This is a genomic window from Burkholderia sp. AU27893 (assembly GCF_002223205.1).
Taxonomy (GTDB): Bacteria; Pseudomonadota; Gammaproteobacteria; order Burkholderiales; family Burkholderiaceae; genus Burkholderia.
The window spans coordinates 141,480-165,621 of record NZ_NKFD01000001.1 but is presented as its reverse complement, the minus strand read 5'-3'; the positions used below and the strand labels follow the sequence as shown (position 1 = coordinate 165,621).

Annotated in this window: 19 protein-coding genes; 7 read left to right on the top strand and 12 right to left on the bottom strand. The window is 68.8% G+C overall.

Annotation, left to right across the window (positions count from 1 at the left end; translation table 11 throughout):
- Positions 1 to 83: 83 nt before the first annotated feature.
- A complete protein-coding gene (locus CFB47_RS00715; RefSeq protein ID WP_089460260.1) occupies positions 84 to 1,697 on the bottom strand; it encodes an MFS transporter in 1,614 nt (537 codons plus the stop codon).
- Between the two features lie 154 nt (positions 1,698 to 1,851).
- On the opposite strand from CFB47_RS00715, the gene CFB47_RS00710 reads away from it, so the two are divergent.
- Positions 1,852 to 2,736 (top strand): LysR family transcriptional regulator, encoded by an 885-nt coding sequence (locus CFB47_RS00710; RefSeq protein WP_039351377.1) that lies wholly within the window; start codon positions 1,852 to 1,854, stop codon positions 2,734 to 2,736.
- A 72-nt stretch (positions 2,737 to 2,808) separates the two neighbouring features.
- On the opposite strand, the gene eutC is transcribed toward CFB47_RS00710, so the two are convergent.
- The 4 genes from eutC to CFB47_RS00690 form a co-directional block, all read right to left on the bottom strand.
- Entirely contained in the window at positions 2,809 to 3,603 is a 795-nt protein-coding gene (eutC, locus tag CFB47_RS00705; protein WP_089460259.1) for an ethanolamine ammonia-lyase subunit EutC, read from the bottom strand.
- Positions 3,600 to 4,997, bottom strand: coding sequence for an ethanolamine ammonia-lyase subunit EutB (locus tag CFB47_RS00700; protein ID WP_089460258.1), 1,398 nt, complete (start codon positions 4,995 to 4,997; stop codon positions 3,600 to 3,602). The genes eutC and CFB47_RS00700 overlap by 4 nt, the downstream gene beginning before the upstream one ends.
- 90 nt (positions 4,998 to 5,087) lie before the next feature.
- Positions 5,088 to 6,500 (bottom strand): ethanolamine permease, encoded by a 1,413-nt coding sequence (eat, locus tag CFB47_RS00695; protein ID WP_089438939.1) that lies wholly within the window; start codon positions 6,498 to 6,500, stop codon positions 5,088 to 5,090.
- Between the two features lie 331 nt (positions 6,501 to 6,831).
- The gene (locus CFB47_RS00690) at positions 6,832 to 8,295 is read right to left on the bottom strand and encodes a mechanosensitive ion channel (RefSeq protein ID WP_089438938.1); all 1,464 of its coding nucleotides are present in this window, start codon (positions 8,293 to 8,295) and stop codon (positions 6,832 to 6,834) included.
- A 275-nt stretch (positions 8,296 to 8,570) separates the two neighbouring features.
- On the opposite strand from CFB47_RS00690, the gene CFB47_RS00685 reads away from it, so the two are divergent.
- On the top strand, positions 8,571 to 9,449 hold the full coding sequence (locus tag CFB47_RS00685) for a GyrI-like domain-containing protein (protein WP_089460257.1): 879 nt from the start codon (positions 8,571 to 8,573) through the stop codon (positions 9,447 to 9,449).
- An 83-nt stretch (positions 9,450 to 9,532) separates the two neighbouring features.
- Here the strand turns inward: CFB47_RS00685 and CFB47_RS00680 are convergent, their stop codons facing one another.
- Positions 9,533 to 9,904: a zinc ribbon domain-containing protein gene (locus CFB47_RS00680; protein WP_089460256.1), complete on the bottom strand. Its 372-nt coding sequence runs from the start codon at positions 9,902 to 9,904 to the stop codon at positions 9,533 to 9,535.
- A 10-nt stretch (positions 9,905 to 9,914) separates the two neighbouring features.
- The gene (locus CFB47_RS00675; protein ID WP_089460255.1) at positions 9,915 to 12,530 is read right to left on the bottom strand and encodes a heavy metal translocating P-type ATPase; all 2,616 of its coding nucleotides are present in this window, start codon (positions 12,528 to 12,530) and stop codon (positions 9,915 to 9,917) included.
- Positions 12,531 to 12,611: 81 nt separating this feature from the next.
- On the opposite strand from CFB47_RS00675, the gene cadR reads away from it, so the two are divergent.
- Positions 12,612 to 13,043: a Cd(II)/Pb(II)-responsive transcriptional regulator gene (gene cadR, locus CFB47_RS00670; RefSeq protein ID WP_011350541.1), complete on the top strand. Its 432-nt coding sequence runs from the start codon at positions 12,612 to 12,614 to the stop codon at positions 13,041 to 13,043.
- Positions 13,044 to 13,111: 68 nt separating this feature from the next.
- Positions 13,112 to 13,684: a PadR family transcriptional regulator gene (locus CFB47_RS00665; RefSeq protein WP_089424169.1), complete on the top strand. Its 573-nt coding sequence runs from the start codon at positions 13,112 to 13,114 to the stop codon at positions 13,682 to 13,684.
- 45 nt (positions 13,685 to 13,729) lie between these two features.
- On the opposite strand, the gene CFB47_RS00660 is transcribed toward CFB47_RS00665, so the two are convergent.
- The 4 genes from CFB47_RS00660 to CFB47_RS00645 form a co-directional block, all read right to left on the bottom strand.
- Complete coding sequence (locus CFB47_RS00660) at positions 13,730 to 15,160, bottom strand: FAD-binding oxidoreductase (protein WP_089460254.1); 1,431 nt, start codon at positions 15,158 to 15,160, stop codon at positions 13,730 to 13,732.
- A gap of 15 nt (positions 15,161 to 15,175) precedes the next feature.
- Positions 15,176 to 15,964 (bottom strand): ABC transporter substrate-binding protein, encoded by a 789-nt coding sequence (locus CFB47_RS00655; protein ID WP_089460253.1) that lies wholly within the window; start codon positions 15,962 to 15,964, stop codon positions 15,176 to 15,178.
- Between the two features lie 70 nt (positions 15,965 to 16,034).
- Complete coding sequence (locus tag CFB47_RS00650) at positions 16,035 to 17,189, bottom strand: pyridoxal phosphate-dependent aminotransferase (RefSeq protein WP_089438932.1); 1,155 nt, start codon at positions 17,187 to 17,189, stop codon at positions 16,035 to 16,037.
- Positions 17,190 to 17,399: 210 nt separating this feature from the next.
- The gene (locus CFB47_RS00645; RefSeq protein ID WP_089460252.1) at positions 17,400 to 18,068 is read right to left on the bottom strand and encodes a TetR/AcrR family transcriptional regulator; all 669 of its coding nucleotides are present in this window, start codon (positions 18,066 to 18,068) and stop codon (positions 17,400 to 17,402) included.
- Between the two features lie 120 nt (positions 18,069 to 18,188).
- Here CFB47_RS00645 and CFB47_RS00640 point away from each other — a divergent pair, with 120 nt between their 5' ends.
- The 3 genes from CFB47_RS00640 to CFB47_RS00630 all read left to right on the top strand — a co-directional run bounded on the left by CFB47_RS00640 (position 18,189) and on the right by CFB47_RS00630 (position 22,821).
- On the top strand, positions 18,189 to 19,841 hold the full coding sequence (locus CFB47_RS00640; RefSeq protein ID WP_089460251.1) for an acyl-CoA dehydrogenase family protein: 1,653 nt from the start codon (positions 18,189 to 18,191) through the stop codon (positions 19,839 to 19,841).
- A gap of 59 nt (positions 19,842 to 19,900) precedes the next feature.
- Entirely contained in the window at positions 19,901 to 21,409 is a 1,509-nt protein-coding gene (locus CFB47_RS00635) for a class I adenylate-forming enzyme family protein (protein WP_089460250.1), read from the top strand.
- A 146-nt stretch (positions 21,410 to 21,555) separates the two neighbouring features.
- Positions 21,556 to 22,821, top strand: coding sequence for a hypothetical protein (locus CFB47_RS00630; protein WP_089460249.1), 1,266 nt, complete (start codon positions 21,556 to 21,558; stop codon positions 22,819 to 22,821).
- A 109-nt stretch (positions 22,822 to 22,930) separates the two neighbouring features.
- Here CFB47_RS00630 and CFB47_RS00625 read toward each other — a convergent pair whose 3' ends face one another.
- Positions 22,931 to 24,070, bottom strand: coding sequence for a branched-chain amino acid ABC transporter substrate-binding protein (locus CFB47_RS00625; RefSeq protein ID WP_089438928.1), 1,140 nt, complete (start codon positions 24,068 to 24,070; stop codon positions 22,931 to 22,933).
- Positions 24,071 to 24,142: the final 72 nt, after the last annotated feature.

Here is a 24,142-nt window from a genome sequence, read left to right as displayed (position 1 = left end):
TCAGCGTACGAATGCGGCGATGACGAACCAGGACGACGCGCCCGCCGCCGTGGCCGGCGCGCCCGTGCGCGACGACGCGCGGCTCAACGCGTGGGCGTCTCCGCACAAGCCGGTTCGATCCGGCGGCGCACCGGCACGTCGGTGTGCGCGTGCTCGTCGGTGTCGTCATCCGTTTCAGTCGCCGCCGGTCGCCCGCCAAGAAACGCGAACACCACCCCCGCACACAGCACAGTCACGACCGCCAGCCCGATCAACAACCGATCGAACGCATGCGTGTAACTCGCGAGCAGCGCCGCATGCCCGACACCCGGCAACGCAACCGCCGCGCCTGCAAGATCACCGGTCGCGAGCCGCGCCGCCGCATGCAGCGTCGCGTCGGGCGTGCCGGCGGCACCCGCCGCCTGCGTCAACCCCGTCCGCGCCAGCCCGGCCAGCAGCGCACCCACGATCGCGAGCGCGATCCCCTCGCCGGCCACGCGCGTCGTGCTGAAGATTCCCGTCGCCATCCCCGCGCGCTCCTTCGGCACGACGCTCACCGACAGCCCGTCCATCAGCCCCCACGGCATCCCGGCGCCGACGCCGATCGTCACCATCGGCGCGATCGCCGCGGCCCCCGCGCCGCCGCGCAGCGCAATACCCAGCCACACGAGCCCGGCTGCCGCGATCAGGAGCCCGAACCCCGAGATCACGCCGGCCGACAGCCAGCGCGTGAACGTCGCCGCGATGAACGGCACGACCAGCATCGGCGCGGAAATCGCGAGCATCAGCCAGCCGGCGTCGATCTCGCTGAAGCCGTCGATGCCGATGAAGCGCAGCGGCAGCACGACGAGCAGCACGATGTAGCAGCAGCAGGTCGACACCGGCAGCACCTGCACGCCGACGAAGCGCGCGATCCGGAACAGCGACAGGTCGAGCATCGGCCGCGCGACCCGCGTCTCGATCGCGACGAACGCCCACGCGCCGAGCGCCGCGCCTGCCAGCAGCGCGATCACCAGCGGGCTCGACCAGCCGCGCGCGGGCGCCTCGATCACGCCGAACGTGAACAGCGTCAGCGCGGTGGTGAACGCGGCCGTGCCGGGCCAGTCGAGCCCCGTCGCATGCGGGTCGCGCGACTCGTGCATGCGCGGCAGCCCGACTACGAGCGACAGCCCGCCGGCCACCGCGCTCGTCACGAAGATCGCGCGCCAGCCGTGATGCCCGATCAGCGCGCCGGCCAGCACGGGCCCGAACGCGAGCCCGACGCCGAAGGTCGTGCCGAGCAGGCTGAATGCGCGTGTACGCGCCGCGCCGTCGAATTCCTGCGCGAGCGCGGCCGTGCCGCCCGCGAGCGCCGCGGCCGCCGCGAGCCCTTGCGCGGCGCGCAGCAGGTCGACCGCGAGCATCGACGGCGCGCACGCGAGCGCGACCGACATCAGTGTGAAGCCGCCGACGCCGCTCGCGAACAGGCGCTTGCGGCCGAACTGGTCGGCCAGCGCGCCGGCCGCCATCAGGAAGCTGCCGAACGCGAGCATGAACGCGTTGGTGATCCAGTTCATCGCGACCGTCCCGCCGTGCAGGTCGCGGCCGATCGCGGGCGTCGCGACGGCGCCGCCCGAAAACGACAGCGGCAGCGCGACGGCGGCCAGGCAGACGGCGGCCAGCACCCATGCGCGCCGGCGTGCCGACGGGTCCGAAGCGGCTGAAAAAGGGTGATCCATCATCGCTCCTCGAAAAGCCGGCGCGGATGCGCCGTCAGAGCGACAGAAGATAAATCCGATTCAATCCGCGAAAAACCACGCAAAGCTCCGCATATAACGGACTAGAATTCCGCAATTCACTCGACCACGTGCGTCGACGCACGCCTTCGACTCGATGGACAACCTGACCGGCATCGTCGCCTTCGTCCGCACCGCGGAAGCCTTGAGCTTCGTCGCGGCCGGCCGCGCGCTCGGCATCTCGGCGTCGGCGGTCGGCAAGACGATCGCGAAACTCGAGCAGTCGCTCGGCGTGCGGCTGTTCAACCGCACGACGCGGCGCGTCACGCTCACCGAAGAAGGGCGGCACTTCTACGAACGCTGCCAGCGGATCCTCGAGGATTTCCGCGACGCCGAAGCAACCGTGACGGCTTCCGCACAACGCCCGCGCGGCAAGCTGCGCGTGAGCCTGCCGGTGATCGGCTACCGGTTCCTGCTGCCGGTGCTGCCCGAATTCCGGCAGCGCTACCCGGACGTCGAACTCGATCTCGATTTCAACGACCGGATGGTGGACGTCGTCGAAGGCGGCTTCGACGCGGTGATCCGCAGCGGCCCGCTGTCGGATTCGAGCCTGATGTCACGGCGGCTCGGCCCGTTCGCGTTCGTGCTGTGCGCGACCCCCGCGTATCTCGCGCAGGCCGGCACGCCGCGCACGCCGCGCGATCTCGAAGCGCACGAATGCGTGCGCTACTGCTTCCCGACCACCGGCAAGCTGCAGGACTGGGCGCTCGCGGCCGACGACGGCACGCCGCTGAAGCTGCGCACCGCGCTGACCTGCAACAACATGGAAGCCCTGCGCGGCACCGTGCTCGCGGGGCTCGGCATCGGCTACATGCCCGACTTCCTTGCGCGTGACGCGCTGGAGCACGGCGCACTCGTCACCGTGCTCGACGACTACCGGATCGCACCGGGGCAATTCTCGATCGTGTGGCCGTCGAGCCGGCAGCTGTCGCCGAAGCTGCGCGTGTTCGTCGATTTTCTGTGCGAGCGGTTGTTCAGATAGGCGCCCGTCAGGCCGCTCGAACGGCTCGAAAGGCTCGAACACCGCCACGCGGCGGCCCGCGCATGGGGTTTTTCAATCCGCTCCGATCCGCTCCGCCTCCGCCTGGGGCAGCAACGCATCGCTGTCGTCCTTCAGACCGACGCCCGTCAGCCCGAGCCGGCGCGCGTGCGTCATCAGGTAATGCAGCTTGTGCGCGGCCCCCGCGTACGGCAGCCCTTCAGGCCGCACGTTCGAGATGCAGTTACGCAACGCATCGTGGCAGCCGACCTTCGGCGCCCACGTCAGGTACACGCCGAGGCTGTCCGGCGAGCTGAGCCCCGGCCGTTCGCCGATCAGCATCGCGACGACCTTCGCGCGCAGCAATTCGCCGATCTCGTCGCCGAGCGCGACGCGCGCCTGCGTCGCGACCACCACCGGGCCGATCCGCCAGCCATCCGCATCGAGCCGCGGCCGCACGGCCTGCAGCAACGGCAGCGCCTGCTTCGCGGCCGCGAACGCCGACAGCCCGTCGCCGACCACGAACACGACGTCGGGCCCGTCGCCGCTCACCGCGTCGCCGTGCGCCGCCAGCAGCGCGCGCCCTTCATCCGACAGCTTGCGGCCGAGGTCGGGCCGGCGCAGGTAATGCTGGCGATCGGGCGCCGCGCTCTGCACGCCGAGCGTCGCGAAGCCGGCCGCGTCGAGCTCGCGCCGCAGCGCGTCCGCGTCGAGCGGCTGGTGCACCGCGTCGCGCGCCTGCGCATGCGACAGGTTGAACGCGAGCAGCGGCGCGGTCGGCAGGCTGTTGCCCGCGCGGCCGAGCGCGATCCGCGCGTTCGTGAACGACTTCAGCTGCGCCCACGGGTTCTTTTCGACGGCGTCGCTCATGCCGAAATCCCCATCCAGTCGTTCGCACCCGCGAGCAGCGGCACGCGCGACGTCGCGGCGCGCAACGCACCGTGCGCGTCGGCGATCTCCATCGTCTCCAGCCACTCCTCGAATTCCGGCGCGCGGCGCAGGCCCAGCACCTCGCGCACGTACAGCTGGTCGTGGAACGACGTGCTCTGGTAGTTCAGCATCACGTCGTCCGCGCCCGGAATCCCCATGATGAAGTTGATGCCGGCCGCACCGAGCAGCGTCAGCAGCGTGTCCATGTCGTCCTGGTCGGCTTCCGCGTGGTTCGTGTAGCAGATGTCGCAGCCCATCGGCACGCCGAGCAGCTTCCCGCAGAAGTGATCCTCGAGCCCCGAGCGGATGATCTGCTTGCCGTCGTACAGGTATTCCGGCCCGATGAAGCCGACCACCGTGTTCACGAGGAACGGGTCGAACTTGCGCGCCACCGCATACGCGCGCACTTCGCAGGTCTGCTGATCGACGCCGAAGTGCGCGTTCGCCGACAGCGCGCTGCCTTGCCCCGTCTCGAAGTACATCAGGTTGTTGCCGACCGTGCCGCGCTTGAGCGACAACGCGGCCTCGCGCGCCTCGCCGAGCAGCGCGAGCGAGATGCCGAAGCTCGCGTTCGCCTTCTCCGTGCCCGCGATCGACTGGAACACGAGGTCGACCGGCGCGCCCTTCTCGACCGCCGCGATCGTGTTGGTCACGTGCGTGAGCACGCACGACTGCGTCGGCACGCCGTAGCGTTCGCGGAAGCCGTCGATCATCGCGAGCAGCTTCACGATCGCCGCGAGGCTGTCGGTGGCGGGGTTGATGCCGATCATCGCGTCGCCGCAGCCGTACATCAGCCCGTCGAGCATCGACGCGGCGATGCCCTTCACGTCGTCGGTCGGGTGGTTCGGCTGCAGCCGCACCGACATCCGGCCCGGCAGCCCGACCGTGTTGCGAAAGCGCGTGACCACGCGGCGCTTCCTCGCCGCCGCGATCAGGTCCTGGTTGCGCATCAGCTTCGACACCGCCGCGACCATCTCGGGCGTGAGCCCCGGCGCGATCCGTTCGAGCGCCGCGCCGTCGGCCGCCGGCGACAGCAGCCAGTTGCGGAACTCGCCGACGGTGAGGTGCGAGATTTCCGCGAAGGCAGCCGCATCGTGATCGTCGACGATGAGGCGCGTGACCTCGTCGTCTTCGTACGGGATCACCGCTTCGTTCAGGAACGCCTTCAGCGGCACGCCCGCGAGCGCGATTTTCGCGGCGACGCGCTCCTCCTCGCTCGCCGCCGCGACCCCGGCGAGCTGGTCGCCGGAACGCAACGGGCTCGCCTTCGCGAGCAGCGTCTTCAGGTCCGCGAAACGGTACGTGCGCGGACCGATCGTCTCCGTATAGGACATCTGCGAATCTCCTTGCCAAAAGCCGACGGCGCGCCCGTTCGACGGGGCGCGCCGGATGCCGTCAGGAACGGCCGTTCATCGTCACCCTGCTCACTCCTCCAGCAGCGCGTCGCCCGGCGCACTCGCACGCTGCGCACGCGTCGCGAGGAAGTACGCGTAGCCGAACGCGAGGAAGCCGAGGAACACCAGCGCGACCAGCCCGTTGAAGTACACCATCGTGCCGAGACAGACGAGCGCGGCCAGGATCGCGAATGCCGGGAAGATCGGGTACAGCGGCGCGCGGAACGGCCGCGCCATGTTCGGCTGCGAGCGGCGCAGCTTGAACAGCGACGCCATGCTCACGATATACATAACGATCGCACCGAATACCGACATCGTCACGATATTCGCGGTCAGCGTCTGGCCGCCGAACTGGATCAGCTCGTCGCTGTAGATCGCCGCGATCCCGACCACGCCGCCCGCGAGAATCGCGCGATGGGGCGTCTTGAAGCGCGGATGCACCTTCCCGAGCCATTCCGGCAGGTAGCCTTCGCGGGCCAGCGCGAAGATCTGGCGCGAATAGCCGAGGATGATCCCGTGGAACGACGCGACCAGCCCGAACAGCCCGAGCCACACGAGCATGTGCATCCAGCCGCTGTTCGCGCCGACGATGTACTTCATCGCCTGCGGCAGCGGATCGTTGATGTTCGCGAGCTTGGTCCAGTCGCCCGCGCCGCCGGCGAACACCATCACGCCGATCGCGAGTGCAACGAGGGTCAGGATCCCGGCCACGTACGCGATCGGGATCGAGCGCTTCGGGTTCTTCGCTTCCTCGGCGGCCATCGCGACGCCTTCGATCGCGAGGAAGAACCAGATCGCGAACGGGATCGCCGCGAACATCCCGTGGAACGCGCCCACGCTGAAATGATCGGCGCCCGACCAGCCGCCCTTCATGAAGTTGCTCCACGCGAAGCCCGGCGACACGACGCCCATGAACACCAGCAGCTCGAAGATCGCGAGCAGCGTGACGACCAGCTCGAAGGTCGCCGCGATCTGCACGCCGACGATGTTCAGCGCCATGAACACGAGATACGCGCCCATCGCCGCATGCTTGGGCTCGAGGCCGGGGAACTGCACGTGCAGGTACGCGCCGATCGCGAGTGCGATCGCGGGCGGCGCAAACACGAACTCGACGAGTGTCGCCGCGCCGGCGAGATAGCCGCCGGTCGGGCCGAACGCCCGGCGCGCATACGCGAACGGGCCGCCCGCATGCGGGATCGACGTCGTCAGCTCGGTGAAACTGAAAATGAAGGTGGTGTACATCGCCGCGACGAACAGCGCGGTGACGACGAAGCCCAGCGTGCCGGCGCTCGCCCAGCCGTAGCTCCAGCCGAAGTACTCGCCGGAAATCACGAGGCCGACCGCGATGCCCCACAGTTGCCAGGTCCCGAGCGTCTGCTGGAGCGCGGGCTGGCCGGACGACTTGGCGCCGGCGGCGGGCCGGCCATTCGACTCTGCTTTCATCGGACTCTCTCCTCAAAGGCGCCATGCCTGCCGGCCTGCGCGACTGAGAATCGATGCTAGAGAGTCATTAAACGACGTGTTATCGAAATTCGGCAAAGATCGCGGCTGACATTTCGCTTGCAGAAATGCCGACACGGAACGCGTGACGCAGCCGGCACGCCGCAGGCGGCACAGCGGCAGCCTTCGCCGAACGCCGAACGCCGACCGCCGGGCGCCGACGGCGCCGCGCGAGCGGACGCTATCGCGTGCCGTTCTCGCCCGGCCGGATCCACCTGCGGCCGCAGCGCCGTCCGGCCATGCCGCGCGGCCGGACGGATGCGCGACGGTGGCGTTACTGGCCGCCGCCGCGCTGGTTGAACCAGCGGTCGAGCAGCTTGCCGGCCGCTTCGCGGCCGCCGAGGCCGAACGACAGCGCCACCGCCACCGCGATCGCGCCGAGCACGAGGCCGAAGGCGAGCTGGACGATCTCGTTGGCGATGCCCATCGCGCGCAGCCCCATCGCGAACACGAGGCCCAGGATCGCGAATTGCGCGATGCGCGCGAACAGCACGCTGTGCTCGCGGTCGGCCTGCTCGATCACGCGGCGCGCGAGGCCCGCGAGCCACACGCCGATCACGAGGATCACGCCACCCATCAGCACGTGGCCGCCGAATTCGATGAACAGCGTGACGACGTCGCGCACCTGCGAGAAGCCGAGCCGGTTCGCCGCTTCGACCGACGCGAACAGCATCGCGAAGAACACGATCAACCGCGCGACCAGCACCGACGGCTGCAGGATCCCCGAGAACACGCGCTCGACGCCGAGCACGGCCGGCAGCCCGTCGGCGCCCGCGGCTTCCAGCAGCTTCTGCGCGAGCGACGCGACGAAGCGCGCGAAGTAGAACGTCACCAGCACGATCACGATCGCCGCGACGATGTCCGGCACCGCGCCGAGGAACTGGTTCAGCATGTTGGTGGCCGGCACCGAGATCGCGTCGATCTTCAGCGCGTCGAGCGCGGAGATCAGCGTCGGCACGAACACGAACACGTAGACGATCGTGCCGACCAGGCTCGACACGCGCACCGGCGTCGGGCTGTCGAGGCGCTGCGTGAGGCGGTCGGCGCCGGCGGCGACGAGCAGGTTCGTCACGAGGCCGCGCAGCACGCGCGCGACGATCCAGCCGACGATGCCGATCACCGCGGCCGCGAAAATGTTCGGCACGATCGCGAGCAGCTTGTCGACCATCCCCTGCACCGGCGACAGCAGCCCCGACAGCGCGAACGATCCGAGGATCGCCGGCAGGAACATCAGGATCACGAGCCAGAACAGCACGTCGCCGAGATAGCCGCTCATCGGCTGCATGCCGGCGCCTTCGGACAGCTTGTCGTCGATCTTGCTCGCCTTCAGCGCGCGGTTCGCGAGGCTGCGCAGCAGCGACGCGATGAGCCACGCGATCAGCGTCAGCGCCGCGCCGCCGATCAGGTTCGGCAGGTAGTTGACGATGTGCGTGACGAGCAGCGAGAACGGGTTCGAGACCGCATACAGGTTGAGCACGTTGAAGATGCCCACCGCGGTGACGAGCAGCACGAGCCAGAACAGGCCGCCCGCGATGATGCGCTCGACGCAGGCACCCTGGCCGGTACTTTCGTTGATCCGCTGATCGACCTTCAGCGCGCTCAGCAGGCGCATTGCGCCGGCCCGCACGACGACGGCGATCAGCCAGCCGATCACCAGGATGCCGATCGCGCCGGCGATCTTTGGCAGATACCCCCCTAGCGTGGTCTGCAGCGACGTGATGAAGCTGGAAGCATCCATTTCTTCTTCTCCCGAAAACGTGGTGTTGCGATTGAACATCGACGAACTACCTGCGTACTTCGAAAAACGTGCTGCCCCGACGGAGCAACTTACCCGAGAAAAATGACGCGATCACCCGATTTCACCGTCTTTAACTTTAGTTCTAGATCTGCGCGGGGCAAGACCCTATTTCGCCCGAATAAAAAGGGCGCGATTCATCGGTTTCCTACGCATTTCCGCAAGATTTATCCAATCCGGCCGTGCTACCGTGACGTCGGTTCCTGCCCGGACACGCGATGATCAACGAAACGAAACCCGACCCGCCCGCCTGGCTTCGCTATGCGGCGAGCGTGGCGCGCGTCCACGCGTACATTCACGCGCACCTCGACGGCCCGCTCGACCTGAACCGGCTCGCCGAAGTCGCGTGCCTGTCGCCGTATCACTGGCAGCGCGTCTATCGCGCGCTGTACGGCGAGTCGATCGTGCTGACGGTGCGGCGGATGCGGATCGTGCGCGCGTCCGAGGATCTCGTGTGCACGGCGCGGCCGATCGACGAAATCGCCCGACGCGCGGGCTACGGTTCGACGCATGCATTCGCGCGGGCGTTTCGCGACGCCTACGGCGTGCCGCCCGTGCAGCACCGGCGCACGGGCCGCCACCGGCCCATCTATCCGTTACAGCGTGGAGAGGAAGACATGTTCAAGCATGAAGTGGAGATCCGGCGGCTGCCGGAATTGCGCGGCTATGCAGTGGCGCACACCGGTTCGTACCTGAAGGTCGGCGACGCGTTCGCCCGGATCGGTGCGTGGGTCGGGCAGCACGGGCTGATCGGGCCGGGCGCGAAGATGATCGGGATCTTTTACGACGACCCGGACACGACGCCCGAAGCACAGTTGCGCGCGAAGGCCTGCTTCGTGCCGGCCGACGGCGCGCCTGACGTCGAACCCGTGCCGCCGGTGGAGCGTGCGACGGTCGCGGGCGGCGAATACGCGGTGCTGCTGCATACGGGGCCGTATGCGGACCTGAAGACCGCCTACCAGTGGCTCTACGGCGACTGGCTGCGTCACGCGGGCCGTGAAGCCGCCGACGCGCCGCCGTTCGAGCTGTACCTCAATACGCCGATGGATGCGGCGCCGGCCGACCTGCGCACCGAGATCTACCTGCCGCTGCGCTGATCGCAAGCCTGCGCGGCGGCCTGAAACGAAGCGCGCCGGCCGGCGTTCACACGCCGCCGGCGCGAATGCGCGGACCAACCGGCTTACGCAGCCTGCGTCCCGCACCCGGGGCAGAACCGCGCGTCGTCCGCGAGCGCCGAGTGGCAGCGGCTGCAGGACTTGCCGCGTTGCGCGGCACCGCACTGCGCGCAGAAGCGCGCATCCGCCGCATTGAGTGCGCCGCAGGCCGCGCAGGCCAGCTGGGTCAGCGGCACGTTGCCGCCGGCCGGCCCGCTTCGACTGTCGGCCGGCGCCTGCCAGCCCCAGCCGTGGCGATCGCGGCCGCGCGCCTCGTGGCCGCCGTGCCCGTCCCGGCGCTGCCCGCCGTGATGCCCGCTACCGTAACCGCTGTTGTTGCCGTGCCCGCCGCCATGGCTACCGCCGTGGCCGCCCAGGATTCGTTTCAGAAAGCTCATCGCCCGCTCCTCAACGCTTGGCCTGCCCGCCGCCGAACGCCCCCGAGGACGACAGCAGCCGCAAACCGTTGGCCACGACGATCAGGCTTGCGCCCGCGTCGGCGAAGACCGCCATCCACATCGTGCCGAGCCCCGCGACCGTGAGGCCGAGGAACACGATCTTCACGCCGAGCGCGAAGCCGATGTTCTGCACCAGTACGCGATGCGTCGCACGCGACAGCCGCACGAACGCGGGGATCTTGCGCAGGTCGTCGTCCATCAGCGCGACGTCGGCCGTCTCGATCGCCGTGTCGGTGCCCATCGCGCCCATCGCGAAGCCGATGTCGGCGCGCGCGAGCGCCGGTGCGTCGTTGATCCCGTCGCCGACCATCCCGACCGCGCCCGCGCCGCCGGCCGACAGTTCCTCGACTGCCGCGAGCTTGTCTTCCGGCAACTGGTTGCCGCGCGCGTCGTCGATGCCGGCCTGCTGCGCGATCGCCTGCGCGGTATGCGGGTTGTCGCCGGTCAGCATCGCGGTGCGGATGCCGAGTGCATGCAGATCCGCGATCGCCTCGCGGCTCGTGTCCTTGATCGTGTCGGCCACCGCGAAGATGCCGAGCACGCGTGCTTCGTCGACCAGCACCACGACGCTCTTGCCCTGCCGCTCGAGCGCGTCGAGCTTCGCTTCGAGGGCCGTCGAGCAGCGCTCGAGTTCCTCGACGAGCCGGTGGTTGCCGAGCCAGTAGCGCGTGCCGTCGATCGTGCCCTGCACGCCGCGCCCGACGATCGCTTCGAAGTCCTGTACATCGGCGAATGCCGTCGTGCCTGCATCGCGGGCAGCCGTGGCGATCGCCTGCGACACCGGGTGATCGGAGCGCGCCGCGAGGCTCGCGCCGAGGTGCCGCACGCGTGCGTCGTCGGCGTCGGTCGCGTGCAGGTCGAAGTCGGTCTGCACCGGCTTGCCGTGCGTGATCGTGCCGGTCTTGTCGAGCGCGAGCCACGCGAGCTTGCGCCCTTCTTCCAGGTACACGCCGCCCTTCACGAGAATCCCGCGTCGTGCGGCTGCCGCGAGCCCCGACACGATCGTCACCGGCGTCGAGATCACCAGCGCGCACGGGCACGCGATTACGAGCAGCACCAGCGCGCGGTAGATCCAGTCGTGCCACGCACCGCCCATCACGAGCGGCGGCGCCACCGCGACCAGCAGCGCGACCGCGAACACGATCGGCGTGTAGACACGTGCGAACTGGTCGACGAAGCGTTGCGTCGGCGCCCTCGCGCCCTGCGCTTCTTCAACCGCGTGGATGATCCGCGCGAGCGTCGAGTTGGCCGCGACGGCCGTCACGCGATAGTCGAACGAACCCGATTCGTTGATCGTGCCCGCGTACACGGCGTCGCCGGTCGTCTTGTCGACGGGCAGGCTCTCGCCGGTGATCGGCGCCTGGTTCACCGTCGAGCGGCCCGCGACGACTTCGCCGTCCAGCCCGATCCGCTCGCCCGGCTTCACGCGCACGACCGCGCCGAGCGCCACCTGCGCGGCCTCGATCGTGCGCCACGACCCGTCGGCGTCCTGCACGGTCGCGGTGTCCGGCGCGAGCTGCATCAGGCCCTGGATCGCGTTGCGTGCGCGGTCGAGCGACTTCGCTTCGATCAGCTCGGCGATCGTGAACAGCACCATCACCATCGCCGCTTCCGGCCACTGGCCGATCGCCATCGCGCCCGTCACCGCGATGCTCATCAGCGCGTTGATGTTCAGGTTGCCGTTGCGGATCGCGATCCAGCCCTTCTTGTACGTGGTGAGCCCGCATGCGAGCACCGCCGCGAGCGCAAGCGCCGCCGCGAGCCACACGGGCAGGCCGGCCCAGGTCGCGCCTTCGGACGCGATCGCGGCGACACCGGCGAGCGCCAGCGGCCACCACGGCTTCGGGGGCGCGTCGGCGACGCGCGCGGCCGGTGCGCCGGGCGCTGCCGCCTCGGGCGTCATCCCGAGCGAGCGGATCGCGCTTTCGATCGCCGGCTGGGCGTCCGGCACGTGCTCGACCGTCAGCATCCGCTGCATCAGGTTGAATTCGAGCGCCGACACTTCGCTCATCCCGCCGAGCTTCTTGCGGATCAGCGTTTCCTCGGTCGGGCAGTCCATCTGCATGATTCGGAACGCGGAGCGCACGTGGCCCGACGCGGTCGCCTGCGCAACCGGCAGCGGCGCGAGCGTCAGCGCGGCTGGCGCGCAGCAGTCGCCGGCCGCGTGGTCGTGGTCGTGGTCGTGGTCGTGGTCGCGACCGGCATGGTCGTGTGCGGCGCTGCCGTGTGCACAGGCGGTGCCATGGAGATGGCCGTCGCCGTGCTCGTGTGCATGGTCATGACCATGGTCGTGGTCGTGTTCCTCGCCGCTGCCGTGGCTGCAACCGGCGCCGCGGGCATGGCCCTCTTCACGAACCGCATGCGCGTGATCATGCTCGTGGTCGTGGCTGTGGGCATGCGACTGCGCGCCGCGCGCTGCGGCGACCTCGCCGTGCGCGTGCTCGCCGGCCGTCGGCGCCCCCTCGGCGACGGTCGCCGTATCCGTATCGTGCGCGTCGGCGCAGCACGGAGCGGCGCCGCCGGCATGACGGTGTCGTGGGTCGTGGGTACGCTGGGCGTCGGTCATGACAACCTCCTCAATGGCTAACGGTGTAGAGTTAACACCCTGAAGCCACTACAAGGTCAACCCTTACACGGGAGAAAGGTCATGAAGATCGGCGAACTGGCCAAAGCGGCCCGCTGCACACCCGAGACGATCCGTTTCTACGAGAAAGAGGGTCTGATGCCGGATGCGGAGCGCACCGACTCGAACTACCGCAACTACACCGACGTGCATGTCGAGCGGCTGCGCTTCATCCGTAACTGCCGTGCGCTCGACATGGCGCACGACGAAATCCGCGCGCTGCTGCAGCTCACCGACACGCCGGCCGACCCCTGCGATTCGATCAATTCGCTGCTCGACGAGCACATCGGACACGTCGATGCACGCCTCGCGGAACTCACGCATCTGCGCGACCAGCTCACCGAATTGCGCCGCCAGTGCGTCGGCGAGCATTCGGTCGAGGATTGCGGGATCGTGCATGGTCTCGCGACGATGGAAACCGTCGCCCCGGCCGCGAAGCGCTCGCACCTCGGCTGAAACCCTTGTGAAATATGATAGTCTGGTTGAGAATAGTTATATTCTTACTAGATATTGAATAACTATTCATGTCCACCAGCCGTCCGTCTCCGCTTGCGCTGGCCGTCCTCGCGACGCTCACCGAAACGCCGATGCATCCCTACGGGATGCTGCAGCAGCTGAAGGCGCGCGGGTACGACGAAGTCGTCAACGTGCGCCAGCGCACGAGCCTCTACCAGACGATCGACCGGCTGCTGCGCGACGGGCTGATCGCCGTGCACGACACCGAGCGCGACGGCGCGTTTCCCGAGCGCACGCTGTATGCGCTGACCGAGGCCGGCCACACGGCCGGGCAGGCGTGGCTGCATGCGCTGCTCGCGGAACCCGCACGTGAATTTCCGGCATTCGGCGCCGGCCTCGCGTTCCTGCCGCTGCTCGACGCCGAAGATGCCCGCCACCAGCTCGAGCTTCGAATCACGCGGCTCGACGCGGAGCGCGAACGCCTCGAAACGCTGCGCGCCACCGCGCAGGCCGATCAGGTGCCGCGCCTGTTCCTGCTGCAGAACGAGCATGCGCTCGTCCTGCTCAATGCCGAACTCGACTGGGCACGCAGCGTCGTCGAGCACCTGAAGATCGGTGCGCTGCGCTGGGTGGACGGCTGACGCATTACGCCGGCCGGCTCCCGCCGGCAACGTGCGTCACCCCGATCAAAGCACCTTGCCGGGGTTCAGGATGCCGAGCGGATCCAGCGCGGCCTTCAGGCGTCGCATCAATCCGATTTCCGCGTCGCTGCGCGTGTGCGCGAGATAGGGGCGCTTGAGCACGCCGATCCCGTGCTCGGCCGACACCGAGCCGCCCATGTCACGCACCACCGCGTACACGCAGTGATCGAGCGCATCGAGGTCCGTGTCGGTCATCACGGCCAGCGACACACCGATATGCACGTTGCCGTCGCCGACATGGCCGAAGAACAGGCACGTGACGTCCGGCCAGCGCGCCCGCAATGCCGCCTCGCAACGCTCGGCGAATGCGCCGAGTTCGCCCGTCGGCAGGCTCACGTCGAAGTTGACGAGCCGCGGCAGCGCGTCGATCGCGAGGCCTTCGCGCAGCGTCCACAAGTCACGCGCCTGCCGCTCCGACGTCGCGAGCACCGCATCCTCCACGAGCCCTGCGTCGAACCCCGCCGCGAGACCGGCTTCCAGCGCCTGGTGCGCATCGCCGCCCGGCGCGCTCGTCGCGCATTCGATCAGGATCGCGAAACCATCGTCGCCGACGAACGGTGCCGAAACACCCGGCGTATGACGCGCGACGTAGTCGTAGAACGCCGGCCACATCGCCTCGAAACTGACGACCTCCGGCAACATGCGCACGCTGTTCCACAGCGCGACGACCGCGTCGTAGTCGCGCACGCGGCAGAGCGCCGTGGCCGGCGCGGCCAGCAGCGGATGCAGCCGCAGCACCGCGCGCGTGACGACGCCGAGCGTCCCTTCGCTGCCGATGAACAGCTGCTTGAGGTCGTAGCCCGCGTTGTTCTTCAGCATCCGGTTCATCGAAGACACGACCGTGCCGTCCGCGAGCACGGCCTCGAGCCCGAGCACCTGCTCGCGCATCATCCCGTAGCGGATCGCGCGCGTGCCGCCCGCATTGGTCGCGAGCATGCCGCCGATCTGGCACGAGCCGCGTGCGCCGAGATCGACGCCGAACGTGAAACCCGCCGCTTCCGAGGCTTCCTGCACCGTCTGCAGCGGCGTTCCGGCGCGTACCGTCATCGTGCCGGCCGCCGCGTCGAGCGCCTCGATGCCCGCGAAGCGCTCCATCGACAGCACCACCTCGCCGCCGAGCGCGACCGCACCGCGCGCGAGTCCGGTCAAACCGCCCTGCGGCACGACCGGCTGGCCGAGCCGCGCACACAGCGCGAGCGTGCGCGACACGTCGTCGACACTGCGCGGTCGCACCAGCGCACGCGGCCGCACGCCGGCCGGCTCGTTGTACGCGGTGAAGTAACGCGGATCGATATCCACCGCGCGCGTCACGAGCGCATCGCCCAGTTCGGCGACGAGCACGGCTTCGATCGCGTCACCCGACAACGATGCGCGGCCCTGTTTGCCACCCGCGGCGGCCGTGTTCCCGTTCTGCATCGCGCGCGGCTCCGCTTACTTCGCCGAGATGTCGATATCGCCGAAATACTTCAGGCCGAGCGACTTCACCGTGCCGTCCGCCTTCAGCTTGTCGATCGCCGCGTCGAGCTTCGCCTTCAGCGCGCTGTCGCCTTTACGCAGCCCGAATGCGATGCCATTGCCGAGAATCTTGTCGTCGCGCACGGGCTGGCCGACGAACGAGAAGCCCTTGCCGTCCGGACGCGACAGGAAGCCGCGCTGGCCGGACGGGGCGAGCACGAGCGTCGCGTCGAGACGGCCGGCCACGAGGTCCGCGTACGCCTGGTTCTGGTCCTGGTACGCGACGACCGCGACGCCCGCCGGCTCCCAGTGCGCCTTCGCGAAGGTTTCCTGGATCGACGCCTGCAGCACGCCGACGCGCTTGCTTTTGAGCGATTCCGGCGTCGGCAGCAGGCCGCTGCTGGTGCGTGCGATCAACTGGGTCGGCACGCGATAGATGATCGTCGTGAAGTCGATCGCCTGGCGCCGCTGCTCGGTCGCGTTCATCGCCGAGTTGATCGCGTCGAACTTGCGGCCCTGCAGCGCGGGAATCAGGCCGTCGAACGACGTCTCGACCCATTTGCACGAGAGCTTCGCCGTCTGGCAGACGGCATTGCCGACGTCGATGTCGAAGCCCTGCAGGTCGCCGTTCGGCGCTTTCGATTCGAACGGCGGATATTGCGCTTCGAGGCCGAAGCGCAGCGTCTGCGCCTCGGCGAGCGCCGCGCCCGAGCCGATGGCGCACGCGAGTGCGAACGCGAGTTTCAGGGTGGCCGTGTGCTTCATCGTGATCTCCTGTGTCTGGTCGGTGCGACGTCCCGTCGCCGGGTGCCCGTCGCCGGTTTCCGTACGGGCCTTACAGCGAACGCAGCCGCCGCGCGCCTTCGATCAGCGTCGCGTCGTCCTTCGAGAAACTGAGCCGGATCACGCCGGCGTCGGTGCCGTCGGTATAGAACGCCGACAGCGGAATCGTCGCGACGCGCGCGTCGCGGATCAGGCGCAGCACGAAATCGCTGTCGCTTTCGTCCGAGAAGTGCCGGAAGCGCGCGAGCATGAAGAACGAGCCTTCGCTCGGCAGCAGTTCGAAACGAGAATCGGCCAGCTCGCGCGAGAGCAGGTCGCGCTTGGCCTGGTAGAACGCCGACAGGCCGAGATAGCTGTCCGGCCGCGCGAGGATCTCCGCGAACGCGACCTGCATCGGCGTGTCGGCCGCGAACACCATGAACTGGTGCACCTTGCGGATCTCGTCCATCAGCTCGGCCGGCGCGAGGCAATAGCCGACCCGCCAGCCCGTCACGTGGAACGACTTGCCGAACGACGACACGATCACGCTGCGCTCGGCCAGCTCGCGATGGCGCGCCATGCTCTGGTGCTGCGCGCCGTCGAACACGACGTGCTCGTAGACCTCGTCGGACAGGATCACGATGCCGGTATCGCGCGTGAGCTGCGCGAGCCGTTCGAGATCGTCGGCGGAAAACACCGTCGCGGTCGGGTTGTGCGGCGTGTTGACGATGATCATCCGCGTGCGCGGGTTGATCGCCGCGGCGACTTCGTCCCAGTTCACGCGGAAATGCTCGGGCGACAGCTTGATCGCCACCGGCGTCGCGCCCTGCAGCCGCACGATCGGCGCATAGCTGTCGAACGACGGCTCGAAGTAGATCACCTCGTCGCCCGGATGCACGAGCGCGCTGATCGCCGCATAGAGCCCTTCGCTCGCGCTCGCGATCACCGTGATCTCGGTCGCCGGATCGTAGTGCGTGCCGTACAGCGCGTCGGTCTTTTCGGCGAGCCGCTCGCGCAGCGCCATGACGCCGGCCATCGGCGCGTACTGGTTGTGCCCGTCGCGCATCGCGCGCGCGACGCCTTCGACGAGCGCCGGATCGGGCGCGAAATTCGGCGCCCCCTGCGACAGGTTCAACGCATCGTGCCGGGCAGCCAGTTGGCCGATCACCGTGAAGATCGTCGTCCCGACGTCGGGCAGTTTCGAACGGGGCGCGGTCGCGCTTCGCATGACTCCTCCTTCTGATGTCCTTCGGGCGGCCGCGCGCAACACGCACGGCCTGCATCTGTCGCACGATTTAGCCCGAGCCAATATCGGTCGACAATCGAAAGTTCGTCATGGCGGCCATGCATTTTTCTCATGGCCCGTGGGAAGGGGTACGCAGCGGCAAGGCTAGCCTGTCGGGGCGACATGCGAATCAGGCATTTCCCCTAGGGCCTGCTACCGGCCGGCCGCCGCCAGGTAGGCGAGCAGCACGGCCCGCAGTTCGCTGCGCAGCGCGGCGATGTCGAACGCGGGCCCGAGCGTCAGCAACGCCTGCGAAAGCCCGCCGTAGCAGATCGTATGCGCCATCCGCGCGAGCCCGTCGAGCCGTGCGGCCGGCGGCGGATCGGCCGCGTGCGCGAGTGCGTCGCGCCACAGCGCGACGTACGCGTCGTAATGCCGGCGGTAGGCGGTGAGCGGCGACACCTGCCGCTCCAGCGCGAACAGCGCGCCCCACAGCGCCGCGTCGGCGCCGATCGCGTCGACCTGCAGGTCGACGAGCGCGGCGGCGAGTTCGGCCCGCGGCGCGCCGTGCAATCGCGCGATGGCGTCGCGCAGCCGGTCGGCCAACGCCTGTACGTGCCGATGGATGCAGAGCGCCGCGAGGCTCTGCTTGTCGCCGAAGTATTCGTAGAAGGTGCCGATGCTCACGCCCGCGACCGCCGCGATCTCGCGGATCGTCGCCTTCGCGTAGCCGCGTTCGAGCAAAAGCTGAACGAACGCCTGCTGCAGCGCGTCGGAACTCGCCTGCGCGCGCGACTGGCGCGGCCGGCGGCGCAAGGCGGGCGCGGGTTGCGCCGCCGGCTGGCCGGGCGGCGCCGGAACCTGAACATGTCGCGGCGGCATATTTGCTACTCTGGAAATCAGCAGGGCATGCGTTTTACCGGGGGCCGGAGCCGGCGCCGAAGCGTCATCCGTGCGGCATGACGCCGGCCGCCCGCGCAGCATGAGACCGGAGACACCTCGATGACCGAATCGACTCACGCCGTCACGAACCAGTTCGACGAACTGGTCGACTATAACCTCTTCGCGACGGACATCGCGCTGCGCGATGCGCTCACCCGCGCGGGCGCCGACTGGGCCGTGCCGCAGCTCGACGCGTACGGCGCGCGGCTCGGCAGCGCCGACACCGCGCGCCTCGCCGACGAGGCGAACCGCCACACGCCGGAACTGCACACCTTCGACCGGCGCGGCCGGCGCATCGACCGCGTCGACTTCCACCCGGCCTGGCACACGCTGCTCGGCCAGTACCGCCACGAAGGTTTCGTGTCGCTCGCGTTCCGCGACACGCGCCGCGGCCGCTGGGCCGCGACCGCGGCCGGCTTCTACCTGCATGGCCAGATCGAGGCCGGCACGCTGTGCCCGGCGACGATGACGCAGGCCGCGATTCCCGTGCTGCAGAAGGAGCCCGCGCTGTGGGACCTGCTGCGCGACAAGCTCTACAGCAACGACTACGATCCGCGCGACGTGCCGGTCGCCGACAAGCGCTCGATCTGGTTCGGCATGGGCATGACCGAGAAACAGGGCGGCTCCGACGTGCGCGCGAACACGACGCTCGCGAGCGCCGTCGGCGCGGGCGGACGCGGCGGCGAATACCGGCTGCGCGGCCACAAGTGGTTTTTCTCGGCGCCGATGTGCGATGCCCACCTCGTCGTCGCACGCACCGAAGCCGGCAGCCCGTCGTGCTTCTACGTGCCGCGCTGGCGGCCGGACGGCACCAAGAACGCGGTCGAGATCCAGCGGCTGAAGGACAAGGTCGGCAACCGCAGCAACTCGAGCAGCGAGATCGAGCTGAACGACGCGTGGGGCATCATGCTCGGCGACGAAGGCCGCGGCATCCCGACCATCATCGAGATGGCCACCACCACGCGGCTGAACTGCGTGCTCGGCAGCGCGGCGATGCTGCGCCAGGGCGTCGTGCAGGCGATCGCGTACACGCGCCAGCGTCATGCGTTCGGCCGCGCGCTCGCCGAGCAGCCGCTGATGCGCACCGTGCTCGCCGATCTCGCGCTCGAAAGCGAGGCCGCGCTGTCCCTCTCGATGCGTCTCGCCGATGCGTTCGAGCGCGACGACTCGCCGCGCGAACGCGCATGGAAGCGCATCGTCACGCCCGCCGCGAAATTCTGGGTGTGCAAGCGCGCGGTCGAGCTGACCGGCGAGGTGATGGAAGTGTTCGGCGGCAACGGCTACGTCGACGACGGCCCGATCGCGCGGCTGTTCCGCGAGGCGCCCGTCAACTCGATCTGGGAAGGCTCCGGCAACGTGATGTGCCTCGACGTGCTGCGCGCGATATCGCGCGAGCCCGACGCGGCCGCCGCCCTGTTCGCCGAACTCGCCGATCTCGGCGCGGGCGAACCGCGCATCCGCACGGCGCTCGATGCGCTGCGCGCGATGCTCGCGGCGCCGGCCGACACGCTCGAGGCGTCGGGCCGCGTGTTCGCGCAGCGGCTCGCGGTGCTCGCGCAGGCGTGCCTGCTGCGCCGCGATGCGCCGGCGGCCGTCGCCGACGCGTTCGTTGCGACGCGGCTCGCCGCGCCCGACTGGGGCCGCATCGCGGGCGGCTTCGATCCGCACGCGATCGACGTCGCCGCGCTGCTGCAGCGCGCGTACCCGGCCTGATGCCCTTTGGATAGCTTGGTAAGGCCCAGTTCGCCTTCGCCCGCCCGCCCGGAGTCACGATGAACCTCGTCGCCGCCCTCGACCGCGCCGCCCGTGCGACGCCCGACCAGCCATTCCTCGTCAGCGAATCCGCGACGATCACCTATGCCGCCGCGCGCGAGCGCTCGCACCGCGCGGCAGCCGTGCTGAGCGCGCTCGGCGTCGCGGCCGGCGACCGCGTCGCCGCGATGTGCTTCAACACGCCGGCGTTCGTCGACCTGATGTTCGGCGCGTGGCGGCTCGGCGCGACGTTCGTGCCGGTCAACCACAAGCTGCAGGCGCCGGAAGTCGACTACGTGCTCGAACACAGCCGCAGCAAGGCGCTGCTGTTCGACGTGGCGCTTGCGCCGGTGGTCGAACGGCTCGTGCATCCCGCGCGGCGGCTCGTGACCGAAGGCGAACTCGACGGCGTGCCGTGCTTCGACACGCTGTGCGCGACGATGGACGGCCTCGCGGGCATCGAGCCGGCCGACGACGACATCGCGCAGATCCTCTATACGTCCGGCACGACCGGCCACCCGAAAGGCTGCGTGCACAGCCACCGCACCGTTACGCTCGCGGCGATGCAGGCGGCGCTCGCGACCGGCATCGGCCGCCACGAGCGCACGCTGATGGCGATGCCGATCTGGCATTCGTCGCCGCTCAACAACTGGTTCGGCGGCACGCTAGTCGCGGGCGGAACCGTCGTGCTGCTGCGCGAATATCATCCGCTGCGCTTCCTGCAGGCCGTCGAGCGCGAGCGCGTGACGCTGTATTTCGGCGCGCCGGTGTCGTACCTGCTGCCGCTCGACACGGTCGACGGCTTCGCGGCGTTCGACCTGTCGAGCGTGCGCGCGTGGCTGTACGGTGGCGGCCCGATCGGCCCCGCGCAGGCCGAGCGTCTCACGCGTGCGTATCGCAGCAACGCGTTCTTCCAGGTGTACGGCATGACGGAAGCCGGGCCGGCCGGCACGACGCTGTATCCGGACGAGCAGATCGCGAAGGCCGGTTCGATCGGCCGCACCGGCGGCCCGGGCGTCGACCTGCGCGTCGTGCGGATGGACGGCCTCGACGCACAACCAGGCGAGACCGGCGAGATCTGGCTGAAGACCGACAGCATGATGCTCGGCTATCTCGACGATGCGGCCGCGACGCGCGCCGCGTTCGCGCCGGACGGCTGGTATCGCACCGGCGACATCGCGCGGATAGATCAGGATGGCTATCTGTTCATCGTCGACAGGCTGAAGGACATGATCGTGACAGGCGGCGAGAACGTCTATTCGAAGGAGGTGGAGGACGTGCTCGGGGCGCACCCGGACATCGCCGAGGCGGCGGTCGTCGGCGTCCCGCATCCCGACTGGGGCGAGACGGTCGTCGCGCACGTGGTGCTGCGCGCGGGCAGCGTGCCCAACGCGGATGCACTGCGCGCGTTCTGCGGCGAGCGGCTGGCCGCGTACAAGATCCCGCGCGAATTCACGTTCGCGCAGGCGCTGCCGCGCACGCCGACGGGCAAGCTGCAGAAGTTCCTGCTGCGGGTGCGGCGCGACTGAGCGCAGGCGCCGGAGAGGCTCGCGTTGCGCTTCCGCGCCGCGGCGGCAAGGCCCGGGGCCGGCTGCGAATTGCCGACGGGATTCGACGGACCCTAGAATGGCGTCGAACCCGTTCCGGGGCATCCCCCGACTCATACGAAAGCGACATGACACCACGCGCCAGCCTGCTCGGCCTGCTGCTTCTGCTCGGTCTGCATACCGTCCCTGCCCACGCCGGGATGACGATCAACCATTGCGAAGAGACCTTTTATCGTCGCATCGGGCCCGCCAACCCCGCACGACCGTATACGTTCTACGATGATCACGACACGTTCGAAGCCGGACCGTCGGCCCGATGCCGGGTCCGACCATCGGACATGCGCGGCGCCGACTTCGCAGTCGTCGACAATCGGGCCTACTACGTCCGCGCGTTCGACTTTTCGGGCAAACCGGAATGCGGACGAACGACGGTCGGAGGCGGCCCGATCATCGACCCGCCGGGCTGCTTTGTACCGGAATCGTTGCGCGTCGTCAGTAACAGGCGTCACGTCAATTACTACCCGATTTCCGAGCGCGGCGCGCAGTTCCGCCTGATCGACGATGCGGCAAGCGACGCTGCCCAGCGAAACGAGCGATGGCGCGCCACCTATGCAACCGACGGCGTGTCGGTCTTTCACGCGACCGAGGATTTCGAGGGGACAAGCACGATCAGCGGCCCCGTCGTCATGCGGATCGACGGCGCCGACCCCGATACGTTCCGCACGTTCCTGCCTGCCGGCGCACGGTTTCGCACGGACTGGGCGCGCGATTCGCGACATCTCTACTATGGGGGCAACCCGATCGCGGGCATCGCACCCGACGCCCGCGTCGATTTTTTCGGCGACGAACTGGCCGTCGTCGGCAATCGCGTCTACGGCTTCGACTACGCGGGTATCCACGCGCGACCGGACGTGCGTCCCACGCTCAAGATGCTGTCGCCGGACTTCATCACCGACGGGGCTCACATCTTCCTGCGTACCGGTGAGCTGGCCGCGGGCTTTCACCCAGCCGATTTCCGGATCCTGCAACCCGCCTGCCCGGTCCCGGGGAATCCCGACCTGAAGTGTCTGCAGGAAAAGCCGCACGTCAGCAATGCGACGCAGACCCACGTTGCCGTCGGCGGCGGCGCACTGTTGTTCGACAGCGGGCCTGCCCCCGTGCGCATCGACGGCGTGGACACGAAGCATGTCGTCTATTTCAAGGTCGCGGGAGCCGGTGGGCAGCACTACTACCTGGCGCTGAGCGGACGGAACCTCTACCTGCTCGACGGCCACCAGGGTGACCGGCCGTATCGTCCGCTCACCGTGTCGGGCCCGCTGCGCGGTCCGGATGCCGACGGGTGGCTATCGTTCGACGGCGGCCGCCTGCAGGTGTACTCCGGCACGTGGCACTGAGCGACGTATGAAAAGAAAAAGCCACCCGGCCCGACGGCCAGGTGGCTTTTTCGCATAATCGACGGGACGGCGACATGCGCCGCCGCCCGCGCGTCACGTCACATGCTGCTTACTTCCCGCCGATGCTCTTCAGCGGCTTCCACTCGCCCTTCTCGACCTTGTACATCGTGATGCCGCCGTTCTTCAGGTCGCCCTTCGCGTCATACGCGACGTGCGTCGACGTCACGCCGGCCATGTCGGTCTTCGCGAGCACCGGCAGGTACTTCGCCGGATCGGTCGAATCGGCCTTCTTCATCGCGTTGAACAGCGCCATCGCGCCGTCGTACGCGTACGGCGAGTACGTCTGCACGTCTTCGCCGAAGCGCTTCTTGTACTTGTCGGCGTACGTCTTGCCGCCCGGCATTTCTTCCAGCGGGAGGCCTGCCAGCGAAGCGATCGTGCCGTCGGCCGCGTTGCCCGCGATCTTCAGGAACGTCGGCGTCTTCACCATTTCGCCGCTCATCAGCGGGGCGGTGATGCCGAGCGCCTTCATCTGCTTGACCATCGGTGCCGCCTGCGAATCCGCGCCGCCGTAGTAGACGAGATCCGGCTTCGCCGCCTTCAGCTTGGTCAGGATCGCCTTGAAGTCGACCGCCTTGTCGTTCGTGAATTCACGGTCGACGATCGTCGCGCCGCCGGCCTTCGCGGCCTTCTCGAACTGGTCGGCGAGACCCTGGCCGTAGGCCGTGCGGTCGTCGACGATCGCGATCTTCTTCATGCCGAGATCCTTCGACGCGAACGTGCCGGCCACCGAGCCCTGCTGCGTGTCGGACGTCATCATGCGGAAGGTCGTCTTGTAACCCTGCTGCGTGTATTCCGGTGCGGTCGCCATCGCGATCTGCGGAATGCCCGCGTTCGCGTAGATGCGCGAAGCCGGAATCGTCGTGCCCGAGTTGAAGTGGCCGAGCATGCCCTTGATGCCGTCGTCGACGAGCTTCTGCGCGACCGTCGTGCCGGTGCGCGGGTCAGCCTGGTCGTCCTGCGTGTCGAGCACGAACTTCACCGGCTTGCCGCCGATCTTCGGGCTCGTCGCGTTGAAATCCTCGATCGCGAGCGCGATCCCGTTCTGCATATCCTTGCCGTAGTGCGCCTGCGCGCCCGTCATCGGCCCTGCGTAACCGATCTTCACGTCATCCGCATGGGCCGTCCCCGCCAGCGACATGACCGCGACAAACGTCGCGCCTGCCAGCTTTTTCATCGTGTGTTGCATAGCATCTCCTTGGTACCAGGGTAAATGGAGCGGCTTCGGGATCGCCTTGCCGCTTCCTATGTTTGATCCGAA